18 protein-coding genes, 1 tRNA gene and 1 pseudogene are annotated in these 26292 nt (G+C 36.3%); 10 read left to right on the top strand and 10 right to left on the bottom strand.

Going from position 1 to position 26292, the window contains the following annotated elements:
- Positions 1-260: 260 nt before the first annotated feature.
- A tRNA-Ser gene (locus BWD162_RS01425) sits at positions 261-351 on the bottom strand.
- Between the two features lie 333 nt (positions 352-684).
- On the opposite strand from BWD162_RS01425, the gene BWD162_RS01420 reads away from it, so the two are divergent.
- The 10 genes and pseudogenes from BWD162_RS01420 to BWD162_RS01375 all read left to right on the top strand — a co-directional run bounded on the left by BWD162_RS01420 (position 685) and on the right by BWD162_RS01375 (position 14561).
- Positions 685-1884, top strand: a complete 1200-nt coding sequence (locus BWD162_RS01420) for a porin (RefSeq protein ID WP_078705131.1) — start codon at positions 685-687, stop codon at positions 1882-1884.
- Between the two features lie 1001 nt (positions 1885-2885).
- The gene (gene thiC, locus BWD162_RS01415) at positions 2886-4721 is read left to right on the top strand and encodes a phosphomethylpyrimidine synthase ThiC (RefSeq protein WP_078705130.1); all 1836 of its coding nucleotides are present in this window, start codon (positions 2886-2888) and stop codon (positions 4719-4721) included.
- Positions 4718-5668 (top strand): FAD-dependent oxidoreductase, encoded by a 951-nt coding sequence (locus tag BWD162_RS01410; RefSeq protein ID WP_078705129.1) that lies wholly within the window; start codon positions 4718-4720, stop codon positions 5666-5668. The genes thiC and BWD162_RS01410 overlap by 4 nt, the downstream gene beginning before the upstream one ends.
- A 3-nt stretch (positions 5669-5671) precedes the next feature.
- A complete protein-coding gene (gene thiS, locus BWD162_RS01405) occupies positions 5672-5869 on the top strand; it encodes a sulfur carrier protein ThiS (protein WP_078663050.1) in 198 nt (65 codons plus the stop codon).
- Positions 5870-5873: 4 nt separating this feature from the next.
- Positions 5874-6647 carry a thiazole synthase gene (locus BWD162_RS01400; protein WP_078705128.1) on the top strand — a complete coding sequence of 258 codons (774 nt, stop codon included), beginning with the start codon at positions 5874-5876 and terminating at the stop codon, positions 6645-6647.
- Positions 6644-7248, top strand: a pseudogene (locus tag BWD162_RS01395) (thiamine phosphate synthase). The gene BWD162_RS01400 and the pseudogene BWD162_RS01395 overlap by 4 nt, the downstream one beginning before the upstream one ends.
- On the top strand, positions 7239-7997 hold the full coding sequence (locus tag BWD162_RS01390; RefSeq protein WP_078705127.1) for a hydroxymethylpyrimidine/phosphomethylpyrimidine kinase: 759 nt from the start codon (positions 7239-7241) through the stop codon (positions 7995-7997). Before BWD162_RS01395 ends, BWD162_RS01390 begins: the two are co-directional and overlap by 10 nt.
- 433 nt (positions 7998-8430) lie before the next feature.
- Positions 8431-9261 carry a uracil-DNA glycosylase gene (locus BWD162_RS01385; RefSeq protein ID WP_078705126.1) on the top strand — a complete coding sequence of 277 codons (831 nt, stop codon included), beginning with the start codon at positions 8431-8433 and terminating at the stop codon, positions 9259-9261.
- A 74-nt stretch (positions 9262-9335) separates the two neighbouring features.
- The gene (gene pepN, locus BWD162_RS01380) at positions 9336-11963 is read left to right on the top strand and encodes an aminopeptidase N (RefSeq protein ID WP_078705125.1); all 2628 of its coding nucleotides are present in this window, start codon (positions 9336-9338) and stop codon (positions 11961-11963) included.
- A gap of 279 nt (positions 11964-12242) precedes the next feature.
- A complete protein-coding gene (locus tag BWD162_RS01375; protein ID WP_078705124.1) occupies positions 12243-14561 on the top strand; it encodes a PAS domain-containing sensor histidine kinase in 2319 nt (772 codons plus the stop codon).
- Between the two features lie 5 nt (positions 14562-14566).
- Here BWD162_RS01375 and BWD162_RS01370 read toward each other — a convergent pair whose 3' ends face one another.
- From BWD162_RS01370 to BWD162_RS01330, 9 genes are all read right to left on the bottom strand, one after another.
- Entirely contained in the window at positions 14567-15109 is a 543-nt protein-coding gene (locus BWD162_RS01370) for a methylated-DNA--[protein]-cysteine S-methyltransferase (RefSeq protein ID WP_078705123.1), read from the bottom strand.
- 79 nt (positions 15110-15188) lie between these two features.
- Positions 15189-18113, bottom strand: coding sequence for a bifunctional [glutamine synthetase] adenylyltransferase/[glutamine synthetase]-adenylyl-L-tyrosine phosphorylase (locus BWD162_RS01365; protein ID WP_078705122.1), 2925 nt, complete (start codon positions 18111-18113; stop codon positions 15189-15191).
- Between the two features lie 107 nt (positions 18114-18220).
- Complete coding sequence (locus tag BWD162_RS01360; protein ID WP_078705121.1) at positions 18221-19603, bottom strand: sensor histidine kinase; 1383 nt, start codon at positions 19601-19603, stop codon at positions 18221-18223.
- Positions 19600-20286, bottom strand: coding sequence for a response regulator transcription factor (locus tag BWD162_RS01355; protein WP_078705120.1), 687 nt, complete (start codon positions 20284-20286; stop codon positions 19600-19602). The genes BWD162_RS01360 and BWD162_RS01355 overlap by 4 nt, the downstream gene beginning before the upstream one ends.
- Before the next feature lie 78 nt (positions 20287-20364).
- The gene (locus tag BWD162_RS01350; RefSeq protein ID WP_078705119.1) at positions 20365-21870 is read right to left on the bottom strand and encodes a Do family serine endopeptidase; all 1506 of its coding nucleotides are present in this window, start codon (positions 21868-21870) and stop codon (positions 20365-20367) included.
- A gap of 243 nt (positions 21871-22113) precedes the next feature.
- The gene (locus tag BWD162_RS01345; RefSeq protein WP_078705118.1) at positions 22114-22515 is read right to left on the bottom strand and encodes a cytochrome c-type biogenesis protein; all 402 of its coding nucleotides are present in this window, start codon (positions 22513-22515) and stop codon (positions 22114-22116) included.
- Between the two features lie 38 nt (positions 22516-22553).
- Complete coding sequence (locus BWD162_RS01340; RefSeq protein WP_078705117.1) at positions 22554-24497, bottom strand: heme lyase CcmF/NrfE family subunit; 1944 nt, start codon at positions 24495-24497, stop codon at positions 22554-22556.
- Positions 24487-24984, bottom strand: a complete 498-nt coding sequence (gene ccmE, locus BWD162_RS01335) for a cytochrome c maturation protein CcmE (RefSeq protein ID WP_078705116.1) — start codon at positions 24982-24984, stop codon at positions 24487-24489. The genes BWD162_RS01340 and ccmE overlap by 11 nt, the downstream gene beginning before the upstream one ends.
- Positions 24985-25178: 194 nt before the next feature.
- Positions 25179-26015, bottom strand: a complete 837-nt coding sequence (locus BWD162_RS01330) for a tetratricopeptide repeat protein (RefSeq protein ID WP_153300980.1) — start codon at positions 26013-26015, stop codon at positions 25179-25181.
- Positions 26016-26292 lie beyond the last annotated feature (277 nt).

The following is a 26292-nucleotide window of genomic DNA, read 5'->3' as shown; positions in this document are numbered from 1 at the left end:
CAAATATCAAAAATCAGCGTAGGAGATGAAAAAAATGAATAACACCGCATAAACCAATGCAAAAGTTACTATTTCACAAATGAAAGCACTTTTTGGCTAGATTGAGAATATTAGGGCATTACTTCATCTAAATCTAAGACAACTGGTAGAAAACAATTTACAATAGAAACAATCAAAAAATCTCAAAAAGAGTAAGATAGCAACAAATAAGCTAATAAGATCAAAAATCCCTAACTTTAATTATTAGTGATTTTTAAATCTGGCGGAGAGGAAGAGATTCGAACTCTCGAGAGCCTTTTGAGCCCTACTCCCTTAGCAGGGGAGCGCCTTCGACCACTCGGCCACCTCTCCAAAATCGGTGCATAAACGGTATCGACAAAAAGTTCAAGACATTTTCAATTTTTTTCAAAAAATTTAAAATTTTGGCTTTTTCTGCATCTTACTTAAGACAAAAAGTTAACAAATAAACATTCAAGGAAATATATTGTAACATTTTTGCGACAATAACCTAAATAATACATGGATAACTTTTAACAAAACCATTTCGCGTTATGTATATCGAGCAAAGACTAGTATGTTGTAGTTGATGAGGGGGTCGAATCTCTTTTGAGATCGTTATCTTAATCAATTCAAAAACTGCAATGATTTTACCCTTAAAAACTAAACTTCAATTGGAGATTAATTATGAATAGTAAAGCTCTTCTTTTAGGCTCTGCGGTAGTTCTTGCAGAAATCTCTAGTGCACAAGCTGATTCAACAATTACTGCAGAATCAAAGCCTATAGAATATGTCCGTGTTTGTGATGCATATGGTCCAGGATATTTCTATATTCCTGGAACAGAAACATGTATTCGTTTATCAGGTTACGTTCGTGCTGACTTCAAAAGTGGTGAGAAGATTGATGCAAAAACTAATGCCGATTTAAATAATGATCAAAAAACCTATCGTGTAGCTTCACGCTTAACCCTTATTTTTCAAACTGCTTCCGAAACCGAATTAGGAACACTTCGTTCACGTGCAGAGATCCGCTCAGAATGGAACAGTGGAAAAGACAAAAGTGGTGGACAGCTTCGTTCCGCTTACATTGAGCTTGGTGGTTTTCGTATAGGTCTTGATGATACAATTTTTAATCATTGGACTGGTTTTTATGGTAACGTCATCAATGATGACCTTATAGCACCAGCAGGAAATACACGTACCAATGTTATTTCTTATACTTTCAACAGCAGCACTGGCTTTTCTGCTATTATTGGTGCTGAGTCAGGTAATGCTTCAGGCCCTTCTCCCTTAAATAGTTATTACTATGTTGATAAAAATGGTTCAATTACCGATGTTATTGATGCTCCAAGTAAGCATATAAAAGGCTACACTCCACATATTCTTTTGGGTATGAAATTTTTCCAAGAATGGGGAGGTGTATCAACAGTTGCAGCTTATGACGCTTACTATAAAAAATGGGCAGGTAAAATGCGTGTTGACTTCAATGTTAATGACTATTTAAACCTCTGGGTCATGGGTGGTTATAAAAACAACCTTGATTATTACACAGCAAGTGATGACAATACATTATCACGAGAAAACACTACAATTTATGCAAACTGGGGCGGAAAATGGGCTGCTTGGACTGGTGCAACCTATAAAATCACACCAAAAGCAAATTTAAATGCTCAAATTTCTTATAGTGCTGCAAAAACTCTCTCGACTTCTGTCAATATTGCATACACATTGGTTCCAGGTTTTACTATTACGCCTGAATTAACTTATGTTTCTTGGAATGACAATCGTAGTTTCACTGACAAAAGTACTTCTGAAAGAAGTTATACAGCTGCTTTAAATGGAAAAAATGCCTTGCAAGCTATGATTCGCTTCCAGCGCTCATTCTAATATTTTATAATTACGCTCTTAAAAACTGGCAGTTTAAATTGCCAGTTTTTTTTACTTTTTAAAAATATTCATAAAGTCATCAAGCATCTTAAGGCATTGAGTTTACTAATCATTATTTCATGACATCAATTAATTTCTTTATGAAAATATTTGCATGAATTAATTTGATAGCGTATTGATAAACATACATTCCAATTCCTAATATAAGTCATAAGAAACTAGGTGCAATTTTGATCACCAATGTAATCTTTTATTAAGATCGTGTAGATGTCTTTAAATGCTTATTCAAAAATTCTGACCTACCGTTGAAAATTTTATACGCATATCTTCATAGGTTGAAACTATCCATTAATAACAGTCATTTAAAAACTAATAATCAGCTTTATGAATTTTATCGGTTTTTAATAGTCTTTCAATATTGAGATATCTCTCATGTAACAGCAATTATATTCCTTGAAATATGGAGTCATTATATCTTCTAATATTGCCTAATAAACGCATTGCACCCTGCATGCTCTTTGACCCCAATCACTGTCAAACTTTAAGCATATGTCACGAATATGTAATAATAATCAATATTTTGTCTTTTACGTCGGAGATCATAGTGTGTGAATTAATGATAATACATTCTTTATGCCGCTTTAGTAAGAAAAATTTTTAATGTTACTAGTTAATTACTTGCAATGATTTTTTCCTTTATCTCTCCAAAGCATTCTAAAATCGTTGAGAACACATCTTTGCGATTGACAATATAAACATTTAAGCTGATCATGATTAGCAAATAAAGTGCTCTGATTATGATTGGGATATTATAAGCAAATATATAAAAATTTTTATTGACTTTTTCTCAAAATGAAATCTTCAGAGCTTGATTAGATAATACATGTTAGGGGTAAAGTGATATTGTATACAACCTCACTAAAGTATACTTTATTAGTTGAATACATCTCTGTTAATCCTGCAGTGCGTTTTTTAATTATGAATTTATAAGGAAAAAGTTTGTGCAAAAAAACACTCCATCAGTTAGTTGCAGTCCCTTTCCCGCATCACGCAAAATTTATCAACAAAGTCCTCTTTTTACTAATGTGCGTGTACCATTACGTGAGATTTCACTGACAGATGGCTGTGATGAAAAATCTTTAAACGTCTACGATACTTCAGGACCTTATACCGATAAAGATACTGTCATTGATATCACTAAAGGACTTCCTGCAATCAGTAAACCTTGGTTGTCTGAACGTGCTGATACTGAATCTTACCCTGCTCGATTAGTCAAACCTGAAGATAATGGCTATACTCATGATAATAACCTTACACCAGCTTTTGAACAAAAGCGACCCATTTTGCGTGCAAAAAATGGAAAAACAATTACACAGATGGCTTATGCACGTGCAGGTATTATTACTGCAGAAATGGAATATGTTGCTATCCGTGAAAATGAAGGTCTAACAGAACCAGACCAACAGAAAACAGCATTAAATGAGGCATTTAGTGCATCAATACCAGAAACCTATACTGCAGAATTTGTGCGCAATGAAGTCGCTTGCGGACGAGCTATCATTCCTAAAAATATCAATCATCCAGAATGCGAACCAATGATTATTGGGCGCAATTTTCGTGTTAAAATTAATGCCAATATCGGCAATTCAGCAATCACTTCATCTATGGCAGAAGAAGTTGAAAAAATGGTTTGGGCCATTCGCTGGGGAGCAGATACAGTTATGGATCTTTCAACAGGGCGTAACATTCATAATATTCGCGAGTGGATTATTCGAAATTCCCCAGTTCCCATTGGAACCGTTCCAATTTACCAAGCGCTCGAAAAAGTGCACGGTATTGCTGAAAATTTAACATGGGATATTTTTCGCGATACCCTCATTGAACAAGCTGAACAAGGTGTTGACTACTTTACTATTCATGCAGGAGTAAGATTACCTTTCATTCCACTTACTATTGATCGCGTAACAGGTATTGTTTCACGTGGTGGGTCTATTATGGCTAAGTGGTGTCTGTATCACCACAAAGAAAATTTTTTATATGAATATTTTGATGAAATTTGTGATATTGCGCGTACATATGATGTTTCTCTTTCATTGGGTGACGGATTGCGTCCTGGTTCTATTGCTGATGCTAATGATGAAGCTCAATTTGCTGAACTTAAGACTTTAGGAGAGTTAACAAAAATTGCTTGGGAAAAAGACGTACAAGTTATGATCGAAGGACCTGGTCATGTACCAATGCATAAAATTAAAGAAAATATGGAACAACAACTAGCTCTTTGTCATGAAGCACCCTTTTATACCTTAGGCCCCCTTACAACTGACATTGCCCCTGGATATGACCATATTACATCAGCAATTGGAGCTGCTATGATCGGTTGGTTTGGAACTGCCATGCTTTGCTATGTAACACCTAAAGAGCATCTAGGATTACCCGACAAAAATGATGTAAAAACTGGTGTTATCACTTATAAAATTGCTGCTCATGCTGCTGATCTTGCTAAAGGTCTTCCGAGAGCTCAATTGCGTGATGACGCTCTTTCGCGTGCACGGTTTGATTTTCGCTGGTATGATCAATTTAATCTCTCACTTGATCCAGATACAGCGCGCGCTTTTCACGATGAAACAATGCCTAAAGAAGCACATAAATTGACCCATTTTTGTTCTATGTGTGGACCAAAATTCTGCTCAATGCGCATTTCTCATGATATCCGTGATGCAGTAGAAACAAAAAAAGTAAAAGATGAAGGCATGGTCGCCATGGCCGAACAATATCGAAAGAACGGCGATCTTTATATAGAAGCTGTTCCTGCAAAAAAAGAAATAGTAAACGGTTGAAAAATATTCTTGTAAAAGGCGCAGGTATAGGCGGTTTAACGGTTGCCTTTATGTTACAACAAAAAGGTGCAATTGTTACCGTATCTGCTCCCCTACATTCGCCCATAGGGACTGCAAGCTGGTATGCAGGAGGTATGCTAGCACCTTATTGTGAAAGGGAAAGCTCTGAACCAATTGTCGAAGATCTTGGCATACAAGGTGTACAATGGTGGAAGGAAATATTCCCCGAAATTGTGATACAAAAAGGCACTTTAGTCATTGCACCCACACGAGATATCACAGAACTTAAACGATTTTCAGTATGCACCAATAGTCATAAAACCATAGAAGGTCCAGAAATAGCTCGTCTTGAACCTGACCTTGCGGAACGTTTTAATTGTGCACTTTTTTATGAAAATGAAGCGCATATTGACCCCCGTAAAATACTGATTACTTTAAAAGAAATCCTTATAAAAAACGGGGCATGTTTTGTTGATACAGGAGTACCTGAAAAGAATTTTGATATTATTATTGATGCAACAGGAATAGCGCGTTTAGGAAAAGATAAAAATATACGTGGAGTACGCGGCGAGATGCTTTTAATACGCAGCACAGATATTCAAATTTCTCGCCCCATTCGTCTTCTTCACCCACGTATTCCACTCTATATCGTTCCCCGAGAAAATAATATTTTTATGATTGGAGCAACAATGATTGAAAGTGACTTTAATGGTGCAATTTCGGCAAGATCAATGATGGAATTTCTTAATGCTGCCTATACTTTGCATCCTGCTTTTGCAGAAGCAGAAATTATAGAATCTGGCGTCGGTGTACGTCCGTGCTATCCTAATAATTTACCTTGCGTTAACAGACATGGTAACTATATTTCTATTAATGGTTTTTATAGACATGGTTTTCTTTTGTCTCCAGAAATGGCAAAACAAGCAGTAAAACTAGCATTGGAATAAAGCATGCAAATATTTGTCAATGGTCAAATGCTCCAAACAGAAGTAACTTATCTCAATTTACTTCTTGAAGAATTAGGTTATGAAGGAAATTGGCTAGCAACTGCTGTAAATTCTGAAGTTGTTCCTGCAGATTCACGAAATCAATTTGTTTTGCATGAAGGAGATAGAATTGAAATTCTAAGTCCAATGCAAGGAGGTTGAAACTATGTTGAATTTTTATGGATCTCAGTTTTCTTCCCGCCTTTTACTGGGAACAGCTCGATATCCTTCACCAGCAATCCTTCGTGAAGCCATTCGTAAATCTGACACAGAAATTGTGACAGTTTCATTACGTCGAGAAACTGCAGGCGGAAAACAAGGTGGACAATTTTGGCAGTTTCTAAAAGAACTTAATGTAACAATACTTCCTAATACTGCTGGTTGTTACACCGTCAAAGAAGCTGTTACCACAGCCCAATTAGCACGAGATCTCTTTAAAACACCTTGGATTAAGCTCGAAGTTACCGGTAATTCGGATACATTACAGCCAAATGTTTTTGCCTTAGTCGAAGCAGCAAAAATTCTAAATAGTGAAGGATTTCAAATTTTTGCCTATACAACAGATGATCTCATTGTAGCTGAAAAACTCTTAGAAGCTGGCTGCCGTGTCATTATGCCTTGGTGTGCTCCTATTGGATCTGCTAAAGGCCCCTGTAACACTGACGGGTTGCGTTCTATCCGTGCTTACTTGCCTGATCTTACTCTTGTTATTGATGCAGGTATCGGACGACCATCGCACGCCGCTATTGCTATGGAACTTGGCTATGATGCAGTATTGCTCAACACTGCTGTTGCCAAAGCAGGTGATCCTGTATTAATGGCTGAAGCATTTTCTCAAGCTATTAAGGCAGGACGTATGGGTTATAAAGCAGGAATTCTTGAAGCACGTAACGTAGCTGTGCCTTCAACACCAGTTATTGGACAAGCAGTATTTTCATGAAACTTGATCCATTTTATCTCATCGTTGACAATGCCGATTGGGTTGAACGTTTGGTTCCTCTCGGGATAAAATTGATACAATTACGTATGAAAAACAAAAATATAGAAATAATAAACCACCATATAAAACGAGCAAAAAATATATGCGATAAATTTGGAGCACAATTAGTCATTAATGATTATTGGAAAATAGCAATCGATGAAAAGTGCGATTTTATTCATCTTGGACAAGAAGATTTATGCAACGCTGATATTCCTGCAATCCGTAAAAATGGTATCAAATTTGGTCTTAGTACTCATGATGAACATGAATTGGATATTAGTATGTCTGTTTCTCCTGAATATATTGCACTTGGTCCTATTTATCCGACAATCTTAAAAAAATGAAATGGGCTCCGCAAGGATTAGAAAAAATCAAACAATGGAAGAAACGGATTGGTGCTTTACCTTTAGTTGGCATTGGCGGTTTAACACCAGAACGCGCTACTGGTGTTTTGGAAGCAGGGGCTAATAGTGTTGCTGTTGTAACCGATATTATTTTACATAAAAAACCAGAAGAGCGTACCCAACAGTGGATAAAAGTGACTCAAAAATGGCGTTAATTCCTTCTATTCTTATTGTTGCTGGTACTGATCCAACAGGTGGTGCTGGCATTGTTCGCGATATAGAGACAGCTGCATTTTTACAAACAAAAGCAAATTTAGCAATCACCTGTGTTAATGTGCAAGACGACAACCACGTTGCTAAAATTGTTCCTATGAGTGGAGAATTTGTTGGCGCACAAATGCGAGTAGCCCTAGAAGCCAACCCTATACGTGCAATCAAAATCGGGATGACAGGTACTCAAGAAATTATAATGGCAATCTGCAATGTATTAGAAGATTATTCCCATATTCCTGTTGTTTTTGATCCTGTTCTCACTGCCTCATCAGGAGGAAAACTTACAACAGAAAAAACTACAGAAATTATGCTTAATAAACTGCTTCCTCATATTGAACTTTTAACACCTAATATGGAAGAATTAGCTTTTCTTAGCCAAAATCCACTGGCTTCTAATTGTGAAGAAGCAATACAACAAGCCAAAAAACTTCTTTCATTTGGTCCACGCCATATATTGATAAAAGGTGGACATGCGGACGGCACCCTTGCAACTGACATTTTAATTGATAAAACCCAAGTAACAAATATTTCCGCCCCACGTTTAAAAGGAGAAATGCGTGGAACAGGTTGCATCCTTTCAAGTGCCATTACCGCGCATTTGGCATTCAACAAATCTATAACGACAGCTGTAAAAAAATCAAAAGAGTATCTTTATACATTACTTTCAAACCATTCTCAAAAAGATCGTTAAAATTTTAACACCAATTCCATTTTTTTAAAAATTGTTTTAATCTTTTTTTACGTGAAATATGCCTATAATGGAACAAAATAAACTGGTTTAGAGTAATCGCATGATACTAAAAACGTATAAATACATTGAGATAATCTACCACTTACTTAGAAAAACAAAATATAAATTATACCCTTATATCTTGCATATCGCATAAATCATACAGAAAACCTGTGTCAAATAGAATCACAAGATAAAAATCCCAGCCGTTTGCACACCGAAAAAACTATGAACTTCAGTTATTGAATCTTATAATTTCATTAAGACCGGTCTTTAAGAAATCATCGAACAGTATGTACTATACTTTTATTCGTAATAAAATACATTATAAAGCTTGAAGAATAATTCTGCTTAGTTTATCCATTAATGGATTGGTTACAAATAAAAAAGCAAAATGTCAGAACAAACTCAATGTTTAATCTCATATGAAGAATTATTAAGCTTTTATAAAGAAAGTGGTGTAGATGCTGCGCTTAATGATACGCCAATTGACCGTTTTAGCCAATCTGTCATTTTAGAGCAAAAATCAAAACAAGCAATTGACATTATCCATCATAAACAAACTTCACAGCCTATAAAACTGCATAACAAGCCACCGCATAACCTTGACAATAAAACACATAACACGCTTTCAGCCATAGAGATGGCAAATAGTGCTCAAACACTTGACGAATTAAAATCTGCCCTCCTCGCTTTTAATGGTTGCTCATTAAAACTGACAGCTAAAAACACCTGTTTTTCAGATGGAACAGCAGGAAGTCCACTTATGCTTATAGGAGAAGCACCAGGACGAGACGAAGATATACAAGGACTTCCGTTCGTTGGAAAAGCAGGAATGTTACTTAACAAAATATTGGCATCTATTGGCCTAACTAGAAAAAATGTTTACATAGCAAACACTGTTCCATGGCGTCCACCTGGAAACCGCACACCAACACCAAGAGAAGTCGCATTATGCCGCCCCTTTATTGAACGGCAAATTCAGTTGGCTAATCCTCGTGTTCTTATTGCGCTAGGAGGAACTGCTGCACAATTTCTTACAGGGGCTCAAAGTGGAATTATCCGCATAAGGGGAAAATGGCACATCTATGAGAGTGCAAATAACATTAAAATACCTGTTATGCCAACTTTTCATCCTGCTTATCTTTTACGAACCCCTAGTCAAAAAAAACTTACATGGATGGATTTTCTAGAAGTAAAAGACCGTCTTAATAATCTTTTATAACTCATCGATCTTCCTTCTTCTGAAAATACAAACGCTTAATTATTCACATTCCCAAATACAATAAGGAAAAAATTATGAAACAACCAACTATTCCCACTTATCATTTGGAAGACTATCAGCCCACACCTTATGCTATACCCAAAACACAGCTTGATTTTTGCTTGGAACCAACAAAAACCCGTGTTACAGCAACATTATCGATTGAGCCTCGTAAAAATACAAAAAAATTAACACCTTTGGTACTTTCTGGTGACGAACTTACATTAATTTCTGTTGCTATAAATGGTGAAAAATTAACTGAAAATTCTTACAAAAACACCCCTTCATATCTGGAAATTACAACTCCACCTACTTCTCCTTTCACATTGCAATTGGTTACAGAATTAAACCCTGAAAATAACCGTAAACTCATGGGCCTTTACCTTTCAAACGGTGTTTATTGCACACAGTGTGAAGCGGAAGGTTTTCGCCGTATTACCTATTTTTATGACCGCCCAGATGTTCTTTCCATTTATACAGTAAGAATTGAAGCAGATTCTCACACAATTCCTATCTTGCTTTCTAATGGTAATCTTGTTGAAACAGGAACCCTTGATAACAACCGCCACTTTTCTATTTGGAAAGACCCTTATCCGAAACCATCCTACCTCTTTGCTCTAGTTGGTGGAGATCTTGATGAGTTAGAAGATCATTTTACCACCGTATCTGGGCGGCGTGTCAAACTTGGCATCTATGTAGAAAAAGGAAAAACAAAACGAGCAATCTATGCGATGGACGCACTAAAGCGCTCTATGCGTTGGGATGAACAGTGTTTTGGACGCGAATATGATCTTGATGTTTTCAATATTGTTGCTGTCTCAGATTTCAATATGGGTGCAATGGAAAACAAAGGATTAAATATTTTTAATGATAAATATGTTCTTGCAGATCATGAAACAGCAACTGACCATGATTACAAAAATGTTGAACGTGTTATTGCACATGAATATTTCCACAACTGGACCGGAAACCGTATCACATGTCGTGATTGGTTCCAGCTCTGTTTAAAAGAAGGATTAACTGTTTATCGTGATCAAGAATTTTCTGCAGACCAAAATGTACGCAGTCTACAGCGAATTGAAAACATAAAAACTCTGAAAGCTACACAATTTTCTGAAGATGCTGGTCCACTAGCTCACCCTGTACGACCTCGTCAATATAGTCAAATCAACAATTTTTATACTACAACTATCTATGAAAAAGGAGCGGAAGTAGTCCGCATGGTGCATACTATTTTAGGCCCTACTCTGTTTCGTAAAGGTATGGATCTCTATTTTCAACGCCATGATGGACAAGCATGCATCATTGAGGATTTTATCGCTTGTTTTGCTGAAGTCTCTGGTAGAGATTTTTCACAATTTATGTTGTGGTATGAACAAGCTGGTACGCCCAATGTGAAAATCGATAGTCATTATAATGATGGCATTTTAACAATTCATGCGAAGCAACATATTCCAGTAACACCACAACAAAATGAAAAAAAACCTATGTTCATTCCTATCGCCTTTGGCTTACTGGGGCATAAAGGAGAAGCGTTAACTTATGAATCTGATGCAAATATTCAAGCAGATGTTATGATGCTGTCTCAGGAAACTCAGACCTTTACATTAAAAGGATTGCGTGAAAAGCCTGTTTTATCACTTCTCAGAAATTTTTCTGCCCCTATCACTTTACAAACCCCATTCAATGAAGACGAACTGATTTTTCTTGCTAAAAATGATAGTAATCAAATTAATCGCTGGCAATCACTCAACCACTTGATAACGCAAGCCCTTATTCAAGTGATTAAAGATAAAACGCTAGAAAAGAGTGGCATGCCCTCTAATTTGTTAGAACTCATCGAAATTATCGTTAAAGATGAAAATCTTGAACCTGAATTTCGTGCATTTTGCTTAAGCTTACCTAGCGAAATTGAACTTGCACGCACACTCGCTGAAAATGTCGATCCAGATCGTATTCATAACGTGCATAATCAATTTCTAGCTTCTATCGCACATACTCATCAAAAACTCTTAACAAAAATCTATACGCAGATGGAGATAAAAGAGCCCTACTCACCAAACACTGCACAAATTGGAAAACGAGCATTACGCAATATTATATTAGACTATCTTTCTATTGCAGAAAACAAACCAGACCGTACTGCCACACAATATACAATGGCTGATAACATGACTGACCGCATGGCCAGTATAACGATTTTAGTGCAACGCTTTAATGAAAGTAAACAAGCACAAGACGCCTTAAATGATTTTGAAAACCGGTATCGTCATGATCCTTTGGTTATGGATAAATGGTTTTCTATTCAAGCGATGGTTGCTGGAGAGGCAACACTTAATCAGGTTCAAAAACTCATGAAACATCCGCTCTTTTCACAGGATAATCCCAATCGAGTTCGTGCCCTGATTGGTGCCTTTGCAGCGGGAAACCAAACAGGTTTCAATAGAGTTGATGGAGCAGCTTATCATTTCCTTTGCCAAATCATTTTAGAAATTGACAAAAAGAATCCACAACTTTCTTCGAGATTATTAACAATTATGCGCTCTTGGCGACAATGGGAACCCATTCGACAACAAAAACTTGAAACTGCATTAAAAACAATTGCAGCCGCACCTGAATTGTCAAGTGATGTAGCAGATATCATTAACCGTATGCTCAGTTAAAAAATATTTATAGTCAACATATTATAAGATATTTTAAAGATAAATCAGAAACATCTATTCAATAACGGTAAGCTCATAAACAAGTCGTGTACGCTTGTTTATGAGCGATATTAAAGCGTTTTCAATATCCAATAATTTACGTTTATAGCAGTAAAATTACTTTCTCCTAAAAAAAAGACTAGACAGAAGACTCCTGTTTTGATTCACTGTATCTACTGATTTGTTATGAGTACAGAAATAGTTTTCCAGTCATATTATTCATGATTAGAGGAACCAGAAATGGAGAAATTGGACGTATATAATGCGCCCACAGGAATATATTCCGATTCAAAACCGAGCGTTCAAAATCGCAAGGCACAGGAAGCGTATATTGATTTGCTTTCTGGTTCAATTTATAAAAAACTTTTATCGATTGAACCTTGGCTACGTCGGTCTATCCCATTCATCATCATTCTTTTCCTCATTGTGTTAGCAACAGTCCGCTTTGTTTCAATTTATGATTTACGCCATACAATTGATAAAGATACGCGCTCTACAATGAATCTATTAGCTGCTCACATCATAAATACGATTGATCGTGACTTATCTACCATTACTAAACAAGGAAAAGCTACTGGTCTTTCCTATAGTCATTTAGAAGATGTTCTTGTCGATCTGCGTAACCAAAACCTTGCCAATACCAATACTATAATCGCTATAGTCGATCAAAATGAAACCGTTTTAGCTTCATCTAGTTTAGAGATAATCTTAGGAAAACCTTTAAAAAATTTCATCTCTGAAAATACCGCTTTAGAGTCTCTTAGACAGCACACTGGTGCTACACAAATCAAAATAGGAACAGAACCTGCACTAGCTTTACTCAGCCAAACAAAAAACAGCCAATATAGCGTATTTATAAGTGAGAAAACGCACGATATCTATATGGAATGGCGTAAAATCTTTTCATTAAATATGACCTTATTCATAGGAACTACCGGTATTATACTGGCTCTTCTTTATGCGTATTACAACCAAGTTTTACGCACACATAATATGGATCTTGTTTCAGAAAAAAATCAAAACCGTATTGATATGGCAATGATGCGTGGACGTTGTGGGTTGTGGGATTGGAATATGGCAAGCGGGCGAGTATATTGGTCACGAGCTATGTACGAAATGCTTGGTTATGTGCCTCAAGATGCATTGCTGTCGATTTCTCAAATTACTGCCATTATCAACCCAACTGATACTAATTTTTTTGATCTCGCTCAGAAATTAATGAATGGTGAAAAAAAACACATCGATATTAATATTCCCATGCGTCATGCTGATGGTCATTATATATGGATGCGCTTTCGTGCCGAAGTTACCGAAGGAGAAGAGCCTCATTTAGTTGGCATTTCCTTTGATATTAGCGAACAACGTCAACTGGCTGAACAAACAGCACAAGCTGATCTTCGTATTCGCGATGCTATTGAAAATATTTCAGAATCTTTTGTATTATGGGACTCTGAAGGACGTTTAGTTATGTCCAATAGCAAATTTTGCGAATATGCAGCTATCCCCAAACAAATGTTGCAATCAGGTATTCAACGTGCAACTGTCGAAGCTATGGCACGTCCTGCTATTAGTGAATATCTCCTTAAAGAAGATGGAGCTGGTAACCTAACCAGTATTCGTCAAACTGCAGATGGGTTCTGGCTCAAAATTAATGAACGACGTACACAAGACGGAGGGCTTGTTTGCACTGGCACTGATATTTCCGAACTTAAACAACAACAAGAAAAATTTAAAAACAGCGAAAAGAGTCTTTTTTCCTTCATTCAAGAACTCAAGCGTGCACGAGGAAATGCCCAGCAACGTGCAACAGAGGTTGAAAAACTTAACAAAAGTCTGCAAGCAGAAAAAGAACGAGCTGAAAGTGCTAATAAAGCTAAATCAGAATTTTTAGCCAATATATCCCATGAATTACGCACCCCTCTTAACGCTATTCTTGGTTTTTCAGATATCATGTTGCAATCCACCTTTGGCCCTCTTGGCTCACAGCGCTACAAAGAATATATGCGTGATATCCACAATTCAGGAACTCATCTTCTAACTCTCATCAATGATATCCTTGATATGTCAAAAATCGAAGCGGGAAGATTTACTCTTGATTGTAAAAATATTGATCTTGGACCAATTATCAGTGAAGCAGTTCGAACACTTACCCCACAAGCACAAGAAAAAAAGGTTTCCGTTACAGAGAATATTGCACCAGAGCTTCATGCTGAAGTTGATTGCCGTGCCATAAGACAGATTTTCCTTAATCTCATTTCTAATGCTGTTAAGTTTACGCCTTCTGGTGGCAATATTGATGTTTGTGCCTTTCAGAAAGAAAATAACCTTATCTTTAAAATAAAAGATACAGGAGTCGGTATTCCTCCAGCAGCAATTAAAAAACTTGGGCAACCCTTTGAACAAGTTGAAAATCAATTTACTAAAACTCATACCGGCTCAGGCCTTGGGCTAGCTATTTCCCGTTCTCTCGTTAAACTACACAAAGGAAAACTTGAAATCACTTCTGAAGAAGAAAAAGGTACAACTGTAACTATTACAATGCCAATTCAACAAAATTAAAATCTTTAAACAAAACGTTCTTGCTGTTCTCGATGAAGTAAAGTTTGTTTTCGTTGAATACCCCAACGATAACCTGCAATAGCACCATTTTTATATATCACACGATGGCAAGGAATGGCTAATGCCAACTTATTATGTGCACACGCATTTGCAACCGCACGAACAGCCTTCGGCATGCCGATATGCTGTGCTAATTCTTTATAAGAAATTGTTTCCCCACATCGCACTTCAAATAATGCACTCCATACTTTTTGTTGAAAAGCTGTACCTTTAATATCTAATTGTAGATCGTGACGTTCTACCAATTTAGGAGTTTCCACCATTGCTATAATATGCGCAATTTCTCTATTTAATATATTATCATCAATATTGGATTGCACATTGGTAAAGCACATTTTCAATTCCTGTAATAACTGCGCAGCAGTATCGCCTAAAGCTATATTACAAATACCTTTGCGAGATTTTGCAATTAAGAGTACCCCTATTGATGTCTCTTTCAAGATAACAACCACCGCATCTTGCGAATTCTTGTTTTTAAGCTCTATCATAAATGCCTTTTGAGAATTTAGCTAACACTTTATATAATTTAATCTTCTGACACAATGGAAATTTTATGATAAAGCGTGTTTAATCTTTTAACACCTGTGTAAAAATTGAACGTACCAATTGCCCTGTTTCTTCAATCAGTTTCTCGACACGTAGTAAATCAGGCTCACCAACGCTATGCAACAAGAGATCGCCTAGTCCAGGTGGCATATCGTCAGGATTAAGATAATCATTTAAGCAAAGGCGTATAATTTGACTCAAATTTGTATAAAGGCAATAAGCGTAATGTAATTCAGAAATAAGTGATTGATCAAGAAAACTTTTCGGCAAATGAGAAAGAATATCAGCAGTCGTCATTCCAATCTCGAATTCAATCATATGAGTTATAAGAGCAAATTGAGCAATAAATTCAAGATCCATAATTCCACCAGGTATAGTTTTTAAATCCCATTGATTTTTCGGTGGTTTTTTTTGCTCAATTAAAGCACGCATTTCACGTACTTCTTTTGTGATCATTTTTTTATCACGAGGAAGTGCAATAATTGTACGAACCTCATTTTCTAACTTTTGCAAAAAATCAGCATCGCCAGCTATACCCCGCGCTCGTGTTAAAGCAAGATGTTCCCATATCCATGCTTCCTTACGCTGATATTTTGTAAAAACTTCAAAAAAAACAGCAACAGGCCCTTTACTGCCCAATGGTCGCAATCGTAAATCAACCGCATAAAGAACACCTTGACTTGTAGAAGAAGATAAAGCGGAAACAAAACGTTGTGTTAGACGAGTATAATATTGGGAGATATAAAGAGGCTTTTCTCCATCAGATTTTTCTACATCCTCATCATGATCATAAAGCACAATAAGATCAACATCTGAGCCTGCAGTTAATTCACAGCTTCCAAGTTTACCCATACCTAATATGCCAATACGTCCTCCTTTAACATGGCCATGACAACGAGAAAATTCTTCTTGAACAACAGCAATTGTTTTTGCAATTATAAGATCTGCAAGTATAGTAAAAGCAAAACCTGCTTTATCTCCTGTAATTGTACCGTTCAAAAGTCGGATACCAATCAAAAAGCGTTGTTCATCTGCAAAAATTCTTAAACGATCCAGAATATCTTCATAAGCAGTTACACCCTCAAGGAAATAATCAATTTGATTTTCTAGATAAGCTTTTGTCAGCAATTCTGAAAAAATTGTTGGATCTAGCATTCCATCAAAAACATGTGGTTTACGTGTAATAATTTCCGCAAGGCGCGGAGCTGCTCCCATAATACGTACCAACATATTTAAAAGAGATGGATTAGACTGCAATAAGCTAAAAAGTTGAACCCCTGAAGGTAAACCTTGCAAAAAACTATCAAAACGCAACATCGCCTGATCAGCTCTCTTAGTAGCACCGAAAGCTTTCAAAAGTGCTGGTGTAAGTTCCGTTAGCCTTTCACGTGCTTCAGCAGATTGAGTGGCTTTATAACGCCCACAATGCAGCGTGCGCATAATACGACAAATATCACTAGCCCTTTCAAAACCTAAACGACTTAATGTGATAAGTGTTTCGGGATCATCTTCTTCACCTGTAAAAACTAAATTGCCAATTTCCAAGCCAAGTTCTTGCTCATGCTCAAATAGCGCTGCATAATGTTTTTCAACTATTTTAAGTGTTTCTAATAAATCGCTAATAAAGCAGTCTTTCTTTTTATACCCCATCAAATATGCAACGCTAGTGAATTGAGAAATATTCTCTGGCAAAATATGCGTCTGTTCATCTGCAAGCATTTGAATACGGTGTTCAACATTACGTAAAAAAACATAACTTTTTATAAGACTATCTCTGGTTTCCTTACCAATCCAACCAAGATTATAAAGTTCTTTCAACATTGCAACTGTCTCACGTCCTCGCAATTGAGGAAAGCGTCCACCTGCAATTAACTGTTGTGTCTGAACAAAAAATTCAATTTCACGAATACCACCTCTTCCCAATTTTATATTATGGCCAAAAGCAGCAATTTGACCATAATTTTTATACGCATGGATTTGACGTTTGATAGAATGAATATCAGCAATAGCAGCATAGTCTAAATATTTTCGCCATATATAAGGTGAAAGATCTTTAAGTACATTAAAACCTGCAATAATATCACCTGCCACTGGACGTGCTTTAATCATAGCTGCACGTTCCCAATTTTGTCCACGCCCTTCATAATAACGCAAAGCTGCTCTTACCGGTAATGCTAAAGGCGTTGAACCCGGATCGGGACGAAGTCGTAAATCAAGCCGAAAAACATATCCATCAGCAGTACGGGCTTGAATGATATGAATTAATCGACGTATTATTTTAGAGAATACATCGACACTTTCATAAAAATCACCAATATGAGGCAACATGTCATCAATAAAAATAATAAGATCTATATCAGAAGAATAATTAAGTTCTCCTGCACCAAACTTTCCCATACCTAAAATGATCAAGCCACAATTTTGTTCTGGATTGTTACGATTAAGCAAACTAATCTTTCCATGATCATGTGCTTCTCTCAAAAGAAAACGTAAAGCTGCCCCTAAAACCGCTTCACCTAAGCGGGTTAACCACGCACATGATACTGCGCAAGTAAAAATACCACTTAAATCAGCTAAAGCGATAAGAACATGTGCTTCTTTTTTCTTGCGTCTTAAAGCAGCCATTAATGAAGCTTCATGAATACCTTCAACTCTATCGATAGCTGCAATATCTTCTATAATTTCGCTAAGCCTTGTTTCTATATCAATGTCCAACAAGGAATTAAGATAAGATGGATTGGCAATCAAAACTCCACGCAAAAAAGGAGATAAAGTCATAACTGCACTAATGAAATCAACCTGCTCTCCCCCAACTGTAATATAGGAAACCAATGATTCTAAATTTTCTTTTCTTGCTTGTTCTGTAATATCCTTCAACCATTGAGAACCACTTTCATCAAGTGGACGTAAAGAGAGAAGCTGTGTTTTTAAAAAAGCTTTTTTCATCTACATTTCTTTGAGAAAGCATTTTGAATTTTGTTTTATTAATTCACATTATAGACTTAAAAAAACAATCTTAAACACATCAAATAAGATGATGAAATAAACAAATATTAAGGAAACATCAAAACAGCTCTAAGCCCTGGGTTTGCATCTTCAAGTAACAGCTCTCCCCCATGAAATTTCATAACAGCTTTTGCTATACTTAAACCAATACCACAACCAGGCTGTGTGCGGCTTTTTTCAAGACGAACAAACCGTTCTGTTACTTTTTCACGCTTATCTTCTGCAATTCCCGGACCATTATCACTAACCACAACTAGCAAACATTCGCCACGGTATTCCATTGACAAAGAAATTTCTGTATTTTTTTCACCACTAGGTGCATATTTGATTGCATTATCAATGAGATTAAAAATCGATTGTGCAATAAGCTCACGATTGAGCCTAAGCTCTTTATCAAAGACATGCCCTAATCGAAGCAAAATACCCGCTTCTTCAGCAAAAGGTTCATAAAGTTCAACCGCATCTTCAAGAATTAGCTTCACATTCATTGGCTCAAGATGTGCAATCGAACTGCTGGCTTCAATGCGTGAAATCATCAAAATGGCATTAAAAGTACGAATAAGCTGATCTGATTCAGCAATAACATCATCCAGCGCTTGCCGATATTCAAGCTCTGTTTTTTGTCCTGACAGCGCTTCTTCAGCACGATTTCTAAGGCGTGTTAGCGGCGTCTTAAGATCATGAGCAATATTATCTGATACCTGACGTAAACCAATATTTAATTCTTCAATACGATCTAACATAACATTGAGATTAGCTGATAACCGATCAAACTCATCACCTGCTTGAGAAACAGGTAAGCGCTCACTAAAATTACCATCCATCAAATGTTGTGATGCAGCTGTGACACGATCAATCCTCTGTAACGCCCGTCTGCCAACAAAAAACCATATTAGTAAAGCCCCTCCAACCATCGCTATAAGAGCAATCATCACAGCTTTACGAATAACCTTTGCAAAACGTTCTGGTTCATCTAAATCTCGTCCAACAAGAAGTTTCATAGCGTTTGGCAAATCAACAACAACTGCTAAAGCACGATGCTCACTTGTTTTGCCATGTTCTCCAAAACGTGAATATAAAAAAGAATCCGAAAGAAAGCCATTATATTTAAGCAAACCAGGTTCAATACGCGCAACATTTCCTGTTAAAATACGCCCCACAGGATCAGTGACAAGATAAAGAAAAGCCCCTGGTTGTCGCGAACGATAATCAATAGTACGCATTAATAAAGACAACCCGCCATAATTATAAGCGCTTTCAATATTCCTTAATTCTTCACGTAAAGCTTGTTCAGTTTGATCTGTTAACAATGAAACAGCAAATGCTGTCATATAAATAGAAAGACCAGCTGCAACCAAACTAAACAGTAAAATATAAAGCGCAGAAAGTCTTAAAGCAGTTGTGCGCATTATATTGATTAAACGGTTCATGTTTTTTTATCTGGTGCCTTTAGCATATACCCAGCTCCACGTATCGTATGTAGAAGTGGAATATCAAAGTCTTTTTCAATTTTTGCCCTCAAGCGAGATATATGAACATCAATTACATTCGTTTGCGGATCGAAATGATAATCCCAAACATTTTCCAAAAGCATAGTGCGTGTAACAACCTGATCAGCATACCGCATTAAATATTCAAGCAAACGAAATTCACGTGGTTGTAATATGATATTTATTCCACCACGTTTCACTGTATGCGCTAACCGATCAAGCTCAAGATTACCCACGCAATAAACAGTTTCTGCCTCTTTAGGACTTTTTCGCCGTTGTAATACTTCAACACGTGCAAGAAGTTCTGAAAATGCGTAAGGTTTTGTCAGATAATCATCACCCCCTGCACGTAAACCCGTTACACGATCATCAACTTGCCCTAAAGCAGAAAGAATAAGAACTGGCGTTTCATTGCCTTTGGCACGTAATTCAGAAACAATAGACAGACCATCACGATGCGGTAACATCCGATCAACAACCATAACGTCATAATTGCCTGTTTCAGCCAAAGAATAACCAGTATCCCCGTCACCAGCAATATCAGCCGTATACCCTACTTCTAAAAACGCTTTTTCAAGATAACGTCCTGTCTCACGATCATCTTCAATGACAAGTATCTTCATAAAACGCTTCTCCAATTATTTTATTAAACGATTATGGGACAGAAATTCATAAAAATTCTGTCCCACTATTAATAGACGTTATTTCTTAACAATTTGAAGAGCAATAAAACGATTTTGATCATTTGTACGTACTTGCAACAATATTGCATTTCGTCCTAGCTTTTGTGCATTCTTAATTGCATCAGTAATATCAGATACTTTTTTGACTGGTTTATTATTAACCGTTACAATCACATCACCAGGGCGAATTCCCTTCTCTGCTGCTTCTGAATCTGAATCCACATCGTTTACAACCATTCCTGGACCATCATCAGAAGGAGTTACAATCAAACCGTAATCTTCTAGCGTTTCATTCGAACTCTGTTGCTTACTTGAAGACCTTGAAGTCTCTCTCTTATTTTCACTTTCTGGCATCGCATCAAGCTTAACCTTAATTGTTTCTTCTTTGCCAGATCTCCAAACATTCAAGACTGCTGTTTCTCCTGGTCTAATATGTGCAATACGCCTTGCTAGATCACGCGTATCAGTAACTTTTTCACCATTTACTGCAATAATTACATCACCTGTTTTAATACCAGCCTTTTCTGCAGGACCTTTAAGCGGATCAGTAACTAAAGCACCTTTGGCTTCTTTTAAACCAACTGAATCAGAAATTTCTTTGGTCACTGGTTGAATCTGAACACCAAGCCAACCACGTTGAACTGAACCTTTTTCAATAAGCTGCTTTACAACCTGTTTTGCTGTTGTCGCAGGAATAGCAAATGCAATTCCAACGTTTCCACCAGAGGGAGAAAAAATTGCTGTATTAATCCCGACAACTTGCCCGTTAAGATTAAAAGTTGGCCCACCAGAATTCCCCCTATTAACAGCAGCATCAATCTGAATAAAATCATCATAAATACCAGCACCGATATCACGTCCACGTGCTGAAACAATCCCTGCTGTTACAGTTCCACCAAGACCAAATGGATTACCAACAGCAACAACCCAATCGCCAACATAAAGCTTTGAATCATCAGCAAAATCAACATATGGGAATGTTCGTTTGTCATCCACTTTTAACACTGCCAAATCAGTTCGAGAATCTGTTCCAATAAGTTTGGCATTAAGTTCTGTACCATCATCAAGAACAACAGAATAGCTTGTTCCATCAGAAATTACGTGATCATTAGTCACAATATAACCATCAGACGAAATAAAAAAACCAGATCCAAAAGCTATAGGACGGGGTTTATGCGAACGATGAGAAGGCTTATTGTTAGGCCAACTACGATCATAAAATTCTTTGAAAAATTTTTTTAAAGGATGTTGATCTGGTAATTGATCAATACCTGGAGCACTAAAAAAACCATCAAAGAACCACTCTTCCTTTTTTGCATTACTCTTCACCTGTACTGAAACAACAGCAGGTTTTACTTGAGATACAATATTTGCAAACCCCTGTTGCTGCACTGATGGAACAAATACAGGATCTGCATGAGCTGCTGTTATCCAAAAGTTTGATCCACTCAAAAAAATTGTACTTGCTAAAACCGTAGAAAGACCTATTGCCGGCGATATCATACGGAAGATTGGTTTAACCATTTTGTGTGCTCCTATTCAGTAATATTGAGGTCTTTATTAAAATTAATAATAAAACAACAGACCTTACCGTTTTCTGTCCAAATCGTTAAAGTTTTGTAAGGTTAGATAAACAACAATTCATAACAATAAATAGAGCCAAAGCATCAATTTAAACAGACCAAACTTCTTTTCTGTATATAATTTACTTCACTTTGATAACATTTTTAGTCGTCTCTATTTACTAAGTTTTGAAAGCAATTAATTTTAGCACTTGTGGCTTTTTATCTGAAAAAATATAATACTTATACCAATGATAAGAAATATCAGAGGAAACAACCATAAAAACCATGTTACTTTATTGAATGGTAATTCCAATAAAATAAATTCACCATATTTTTCAACAAGGAAATCAATAATCTGTTGATCACTATCACCTGCTTTTAAGTGTTCACGTATTAAAAGGCGTAAATCATGTGCCAACGGAGCATCTGAATCATTAATCGATTGATTGTAGCAAACTGGACAACGCAACTGTGATGAAATATTACGAGCCCGTAATTCAAGTATTGGGTCTTCTAAAATTTCATGCGGCTCTACTGCCATTACAAATTGTATAGAAAAAAGGGTAATACAAAAAATAAAAGCCCAAAAGAAAAACCTTTTCACCGCAATACTCTTTCAGAATATTTAAAATTAGAAATCACTCATTGATGCGTCCTTATACGTAACCAATAACCTAAAAAGGAAAAACAGCCACCAATTGCCATCATCAATGCACCAAACCAAATACAGATCACATAAGGTTTCCACCGTACATATACCTCAAGACCTTGATCACCTATCCGACCTGGTTCAACATAAAATTGAGAAAAACCATAACTTTGAATACCAACTTTTGTCGTTGATATATTTTTACTTGAGTAAAATCTTTTTGATGCCGTTACATTGCGCACAGATTTCTGATTTCCATATATTTTAAAATCAAATTGCATTTCAGAATAATTTGAGAAAGCAACATTACGTAATGTATCAAAGCGAATAGTTTTACCAGCTATTGTAACCGTATCCCCTATTTGCATGGTTAACATCTGTTCTTGCTCAAAAGTTGCAACACAAACAATACCAAATAATGTGACACCTAATCCCATATGTGCTAATGCAGTTCCAAAAACAGACCACGGCAACCCAAAAAATCTCCTAGCTCGTATCAGCATGAGTGTTTTTTTATGACCGCTCTTTACCCAAAGACCAGCTAAACTACCCAAGAAAACAAAAATTGAAAGCCCAACTCCCAAAGCTGCAAAAATATCACGCCAAGACGTTGTATAAAATGTGATAAAACAAGTCACACAAGCTAACACAAAAACAAACCACAACCGCTCAAAAACTGCAAGAAAATCGCCACGCTTCCACGCTATCATTGGCCCAAATGGAACTAACAATAATAGCGCCACCATTAACGGCCCAAATGTAAGCTTAAAAAAATGAGCACCTACAGAAATTTTTTGTCCAGTTAATGCTTCAACAAAATAAGGATAAAGTGTACCAATTAACACTGTTGCTGTTGCTGTGATGAGAAATAAATTATTTAAAACAATAAAACCTTCACGTGAAATTGGTTGAAAAAATCCACTTATTTTTAAAACAGGTACACGCAAAGCAAAGAGCAAAAAAGCCCCACTTATGAAAAAAAGCAAAATAGCAAGAATTGCCTGCCCACGTGCTGGGTCAATAGCAAAACTATGAATAGACATTAAAATACCCGAACGAACAAGAAAAGTCCCCATAAGAGAAAGAGAAAAAGTAAGAATGGCTAAAAACAAAGTCCAACTTTTTAAGGCATTCCGCTTTTCAAGAACAATAGCAGAATGCAAGAAAGCCGTTCCTGAAAGCCAAGGCATCAATGAAACATTCTCAACTGGATCCCAAAACCAATAACCACCCCAACCAAGTTCATAATAAGCCCAATATGAGCCAACCATAATCCCAAGTGTTAAAAAAAACCATGAAAGAAGAATCCATGGCCTTACCCAACGTGCCCAAACTCTATCAACATGCCCTATAATTAATGCAGCTATTGAAAAAGAAAAACAAACTGAAAAACCAACATAACCTAAATAAAGAAATGGTGGATGAATTGCTAAAGCATTATCCTGTAAAAGAGGATTAAGGTCATTTCCTTGTAATGCTGGTGGATTAATACGTACAAATGGGTTGGATAAAAAAAGAATAAATAAAAGAAAAGCGCTTGTAATCCAACTTTGGCAACTTAAAACTAATGCTTTAAATTTCTCTGGCAATTGATGACCAAATAATGCCACCAATGTACTAAAAAAAGCTAGAATTAAAACCCATAATAACATTGACCCTTCGTGATTACTCCAAACGCCAATGACCTTATAAAACATTGGTTTTTCTGAATGAGAGTTCTCAACAACATTTAGAACAGAAAAATCAGATACCATATAGGCATGCACAATAATTGAAAAAGACAAGAACAATAATATAAAGATGATATACGCCAGCGGTTCCACTATCCGCATTAATGAGCGCTCTCCCCACAAAATACCCAAAATAGGTAAAAAAGCCTGCAATAAACTAACCGTAAATGCCGAAGCTAAAAAAATATGACCCAATTCAACGAGCACGATCAAATGCCCTTTCCATACTATGACTCTTTGTCAAGTGGTCAGCTCTTTCCTTAGACATATAAGTCTCGTTATGTTTTGCCAAAACACGCGTGCCTATAAAAAGCCCCTGTTTGTTAAAATATCCTTCTACGATAACGCCCTGCTCTTCACGAAACAGATCTGGCAATATACCATTGAAAACTACTTTTTGGCGTTTTAAATTATCAGTCACAAAAAAAGTTACTTTCATCTTGTTACTGTATTCGACAGTTCCTTTTTCAACAAAACCACCTAAACGTAAAGAGTGACCTGTCAAAATATCTTCCCTAGTTATCTCAGATGGTGTTCGGAAAAAACTCGCAGCATTACGCATTGCGTACAATAAGAAACCTGCTGCAATTACCATCATAAAAAGACATAATAAAATGAGTAGAAAGCGCTTTTTTTTCCGCTTTTTTAAAGTAAGCTTAAGTGAAGGAAGACTCTTTAAAGATTGACTGTTCATAGCCTATTTACAAAAATATTTTTATAAATTGCGTGATATACATAAGTACAATTTAATCATTTATATACTTTATCTTTTTAGACAGCTTTGCAATATCCTTTATACTGGCGCAATTTTTATCTAATATTTTTACTACTCAATAAGCCCATTTGTTTCAATAGTCTTAAGCTGTTTCAATTCACTTCTTTGATACTCTAATCACATGTATCGCGTAACTGAACTATCATTGCTTCAATACGGGATCGTCCTGGAACATCCTTAGACATTGTATCGAGAAAATTTTGTAAAAGCCGAACTGCTTGTTCAGGCTTACCTGCCTGACAAAGTGCATCAGCTAAAAATAAACGAGGATAAAAATCATCTGGAGCTAAATCTGCAGCCTTTTGAAAAGCATTCTGCGCTTCTTGTGTAATTATTCCACTTTCATAACCAACCAACGCTAGACCATATCCTATCAACCTTGGAGCTGTTTCTCCATTTAAACGAAGTGCATCTAAATAAATATTCACCGCATCCTGAAAAAGACCTTCCTCAAAATAACTGATTGCTAAAGCATCTGCTATCTTGCCATCATTCGGCATACGAAAAAAAAGCGTTTGTAAACGTACAAGTTTTTCATGCCTATCTAACGTTTCTGGATCTTTATCCATCAATTCGCTAAAGAAATAACTTTTGACTCCCGGACTGCCTGTAAAACTATAAATACCCAACGTTACAAAAGGAACAAATAAAATAACAAATACCTTTAAAACATAAACGCCCTTACGATACTTGTAAGGTTTCTGCATAAAACCCCTCTGTGTTTTAACGGAAATGGCAGTACTAGGTAATTCAAGATGTACTTTTTGTATGCGCTCTTTATCAATGAAGTTATGCTCAAAACCAGATTCAATTTCATGAATCTGACTTTTACCCTTATCCATAACCACAATTTGCTTATCTTTTTTTAATCCATAATCAAAATGCAGAAAAAAAAAGATAGCAATTGTTAAAAGAATGAGAAAAAGCGCAGCTAAAATTAATAATAGCATATTACTATAATATCACCATAATAATTAAAAAGCTATAATCTATTCTTTTTTACTCTCTCGTAATTCATGTAGAAACCTCTAAGCTTCATTAGAATTGCGGCATGTACTATTATAAACTGTTTGTAGATTACTATTGAGAATAAAAGAACAGCTATATTGATAACAATTTTCAAACTAATTTGGACAAAATAATCCGGCTATCACCATTTTTTAAAATACTTACTTTGTGTAAATATTCAACTGATTTTTCAGTATCCAATATCTTCTAATGCATTAT

The organism is Bartonella sp. WD16.2 (genome assembly GCF_002022505.1).
GTDB lineage: Bacteria > Pseudomonadota > Alphaproteobacteria > Rhizobiales > Rhizobiaceae > Bartonella.
This window is presented reverse-complemented; position numbering and strand designations above follow the sequence as displayed.

Coding starts and splice junctions, on each gene's coding strand:
- BWD162_RS01420 (WP_078705131.1), top strand. CDS start 685: ATGAATAGTAAAGCTCTTCTTTTAGGCTCTGCGGTAGTTCTTGCAGAA.
- thiS (WP_078663050.1), top strand. CDS start 5,672: ATGCAAATATTTGTCAATGGTCAAATGCTCCAAACAGAAGTAACTTAT.
- BWD162_RS01400 (WP_078705128.1), top strand. CDS start 5,874: ATGTTGAATTTTTATGGATCTCAGTTTTCTTCCCGCCTTTTACTGGGA.
- BWD162_RS01390 (WP_078705127.1), top strand. CDS start 7,239: ATGGCGTTAATTCCTTCTATTCTTATTGTTGCTGGTACTGATCCAACA.
- BWD162_RS01385 (WP_078705126.1), top strand. CDS start 8,431: ATGTCAGAACAAACTCAATGTTTAATCTCATATGAAGAATTATTAAGC.
- pepN (WP_078705125.1), top strand. CDS start 9,336: ATGAAACAACCAACTATTCCCACTTATCATTTGGAAGACTATCAGCCC.
- BWD162_RS01375 (WP_078705124.1), top strand. CDS start 12,243: ATGGAGAAATTGGACGTATATAATGCGCCCACAGGAATATATTCCGAT.
- BWD162_RS01370 (WP_078705123.1), bottom strand. CDS start 15,109: ATGATAGAGCTTAAAAACAAGAATTCGCAAGATGCGGTGGTTGTTATC.
- BWD162_RS01365 (WP_078705122.1), bottom strand. CDS start 18,113: ATGAAAAAAGCTTTTTTAAAAACACAGCTTCTCTCTTTACGTCCACTT.
- BWD162_RS01360 (WP_078705121.1), bottom strand. CDS start 19,603: ATGAACCGTTTAATCAATATAATGCGCACAACTGCTTTAAGACTTTCT.
- BWD162_RS01355 (WP_078705120.1), bottom strand. CDS start 20,286: ATGAAGATACTTGTCATTGAAGATGATCGTGAGACAGGACGTTATCTT.
- BWD162_RS01350 (WP_078705119.1), bottom strand. CDS start 21,870: ATGGTTAAACCAATCTTCCGTATGATATCGCCGGCAATAGGTCTTTCT.
- ccmE (WP_078705116.1), bottom strand. CDS start 24,984: ATGAACAGTCAATCTTTAAAGAGTCTTCCTTCACTTAAGCTTACTTTA.
- BWD162_RS01330 (WP_153300980.1), bottom strand. CDS start 26,015: ATGCTATTATTAATTTTAGCTGCGCTTTTTCTCATTCTTTTAACAATT.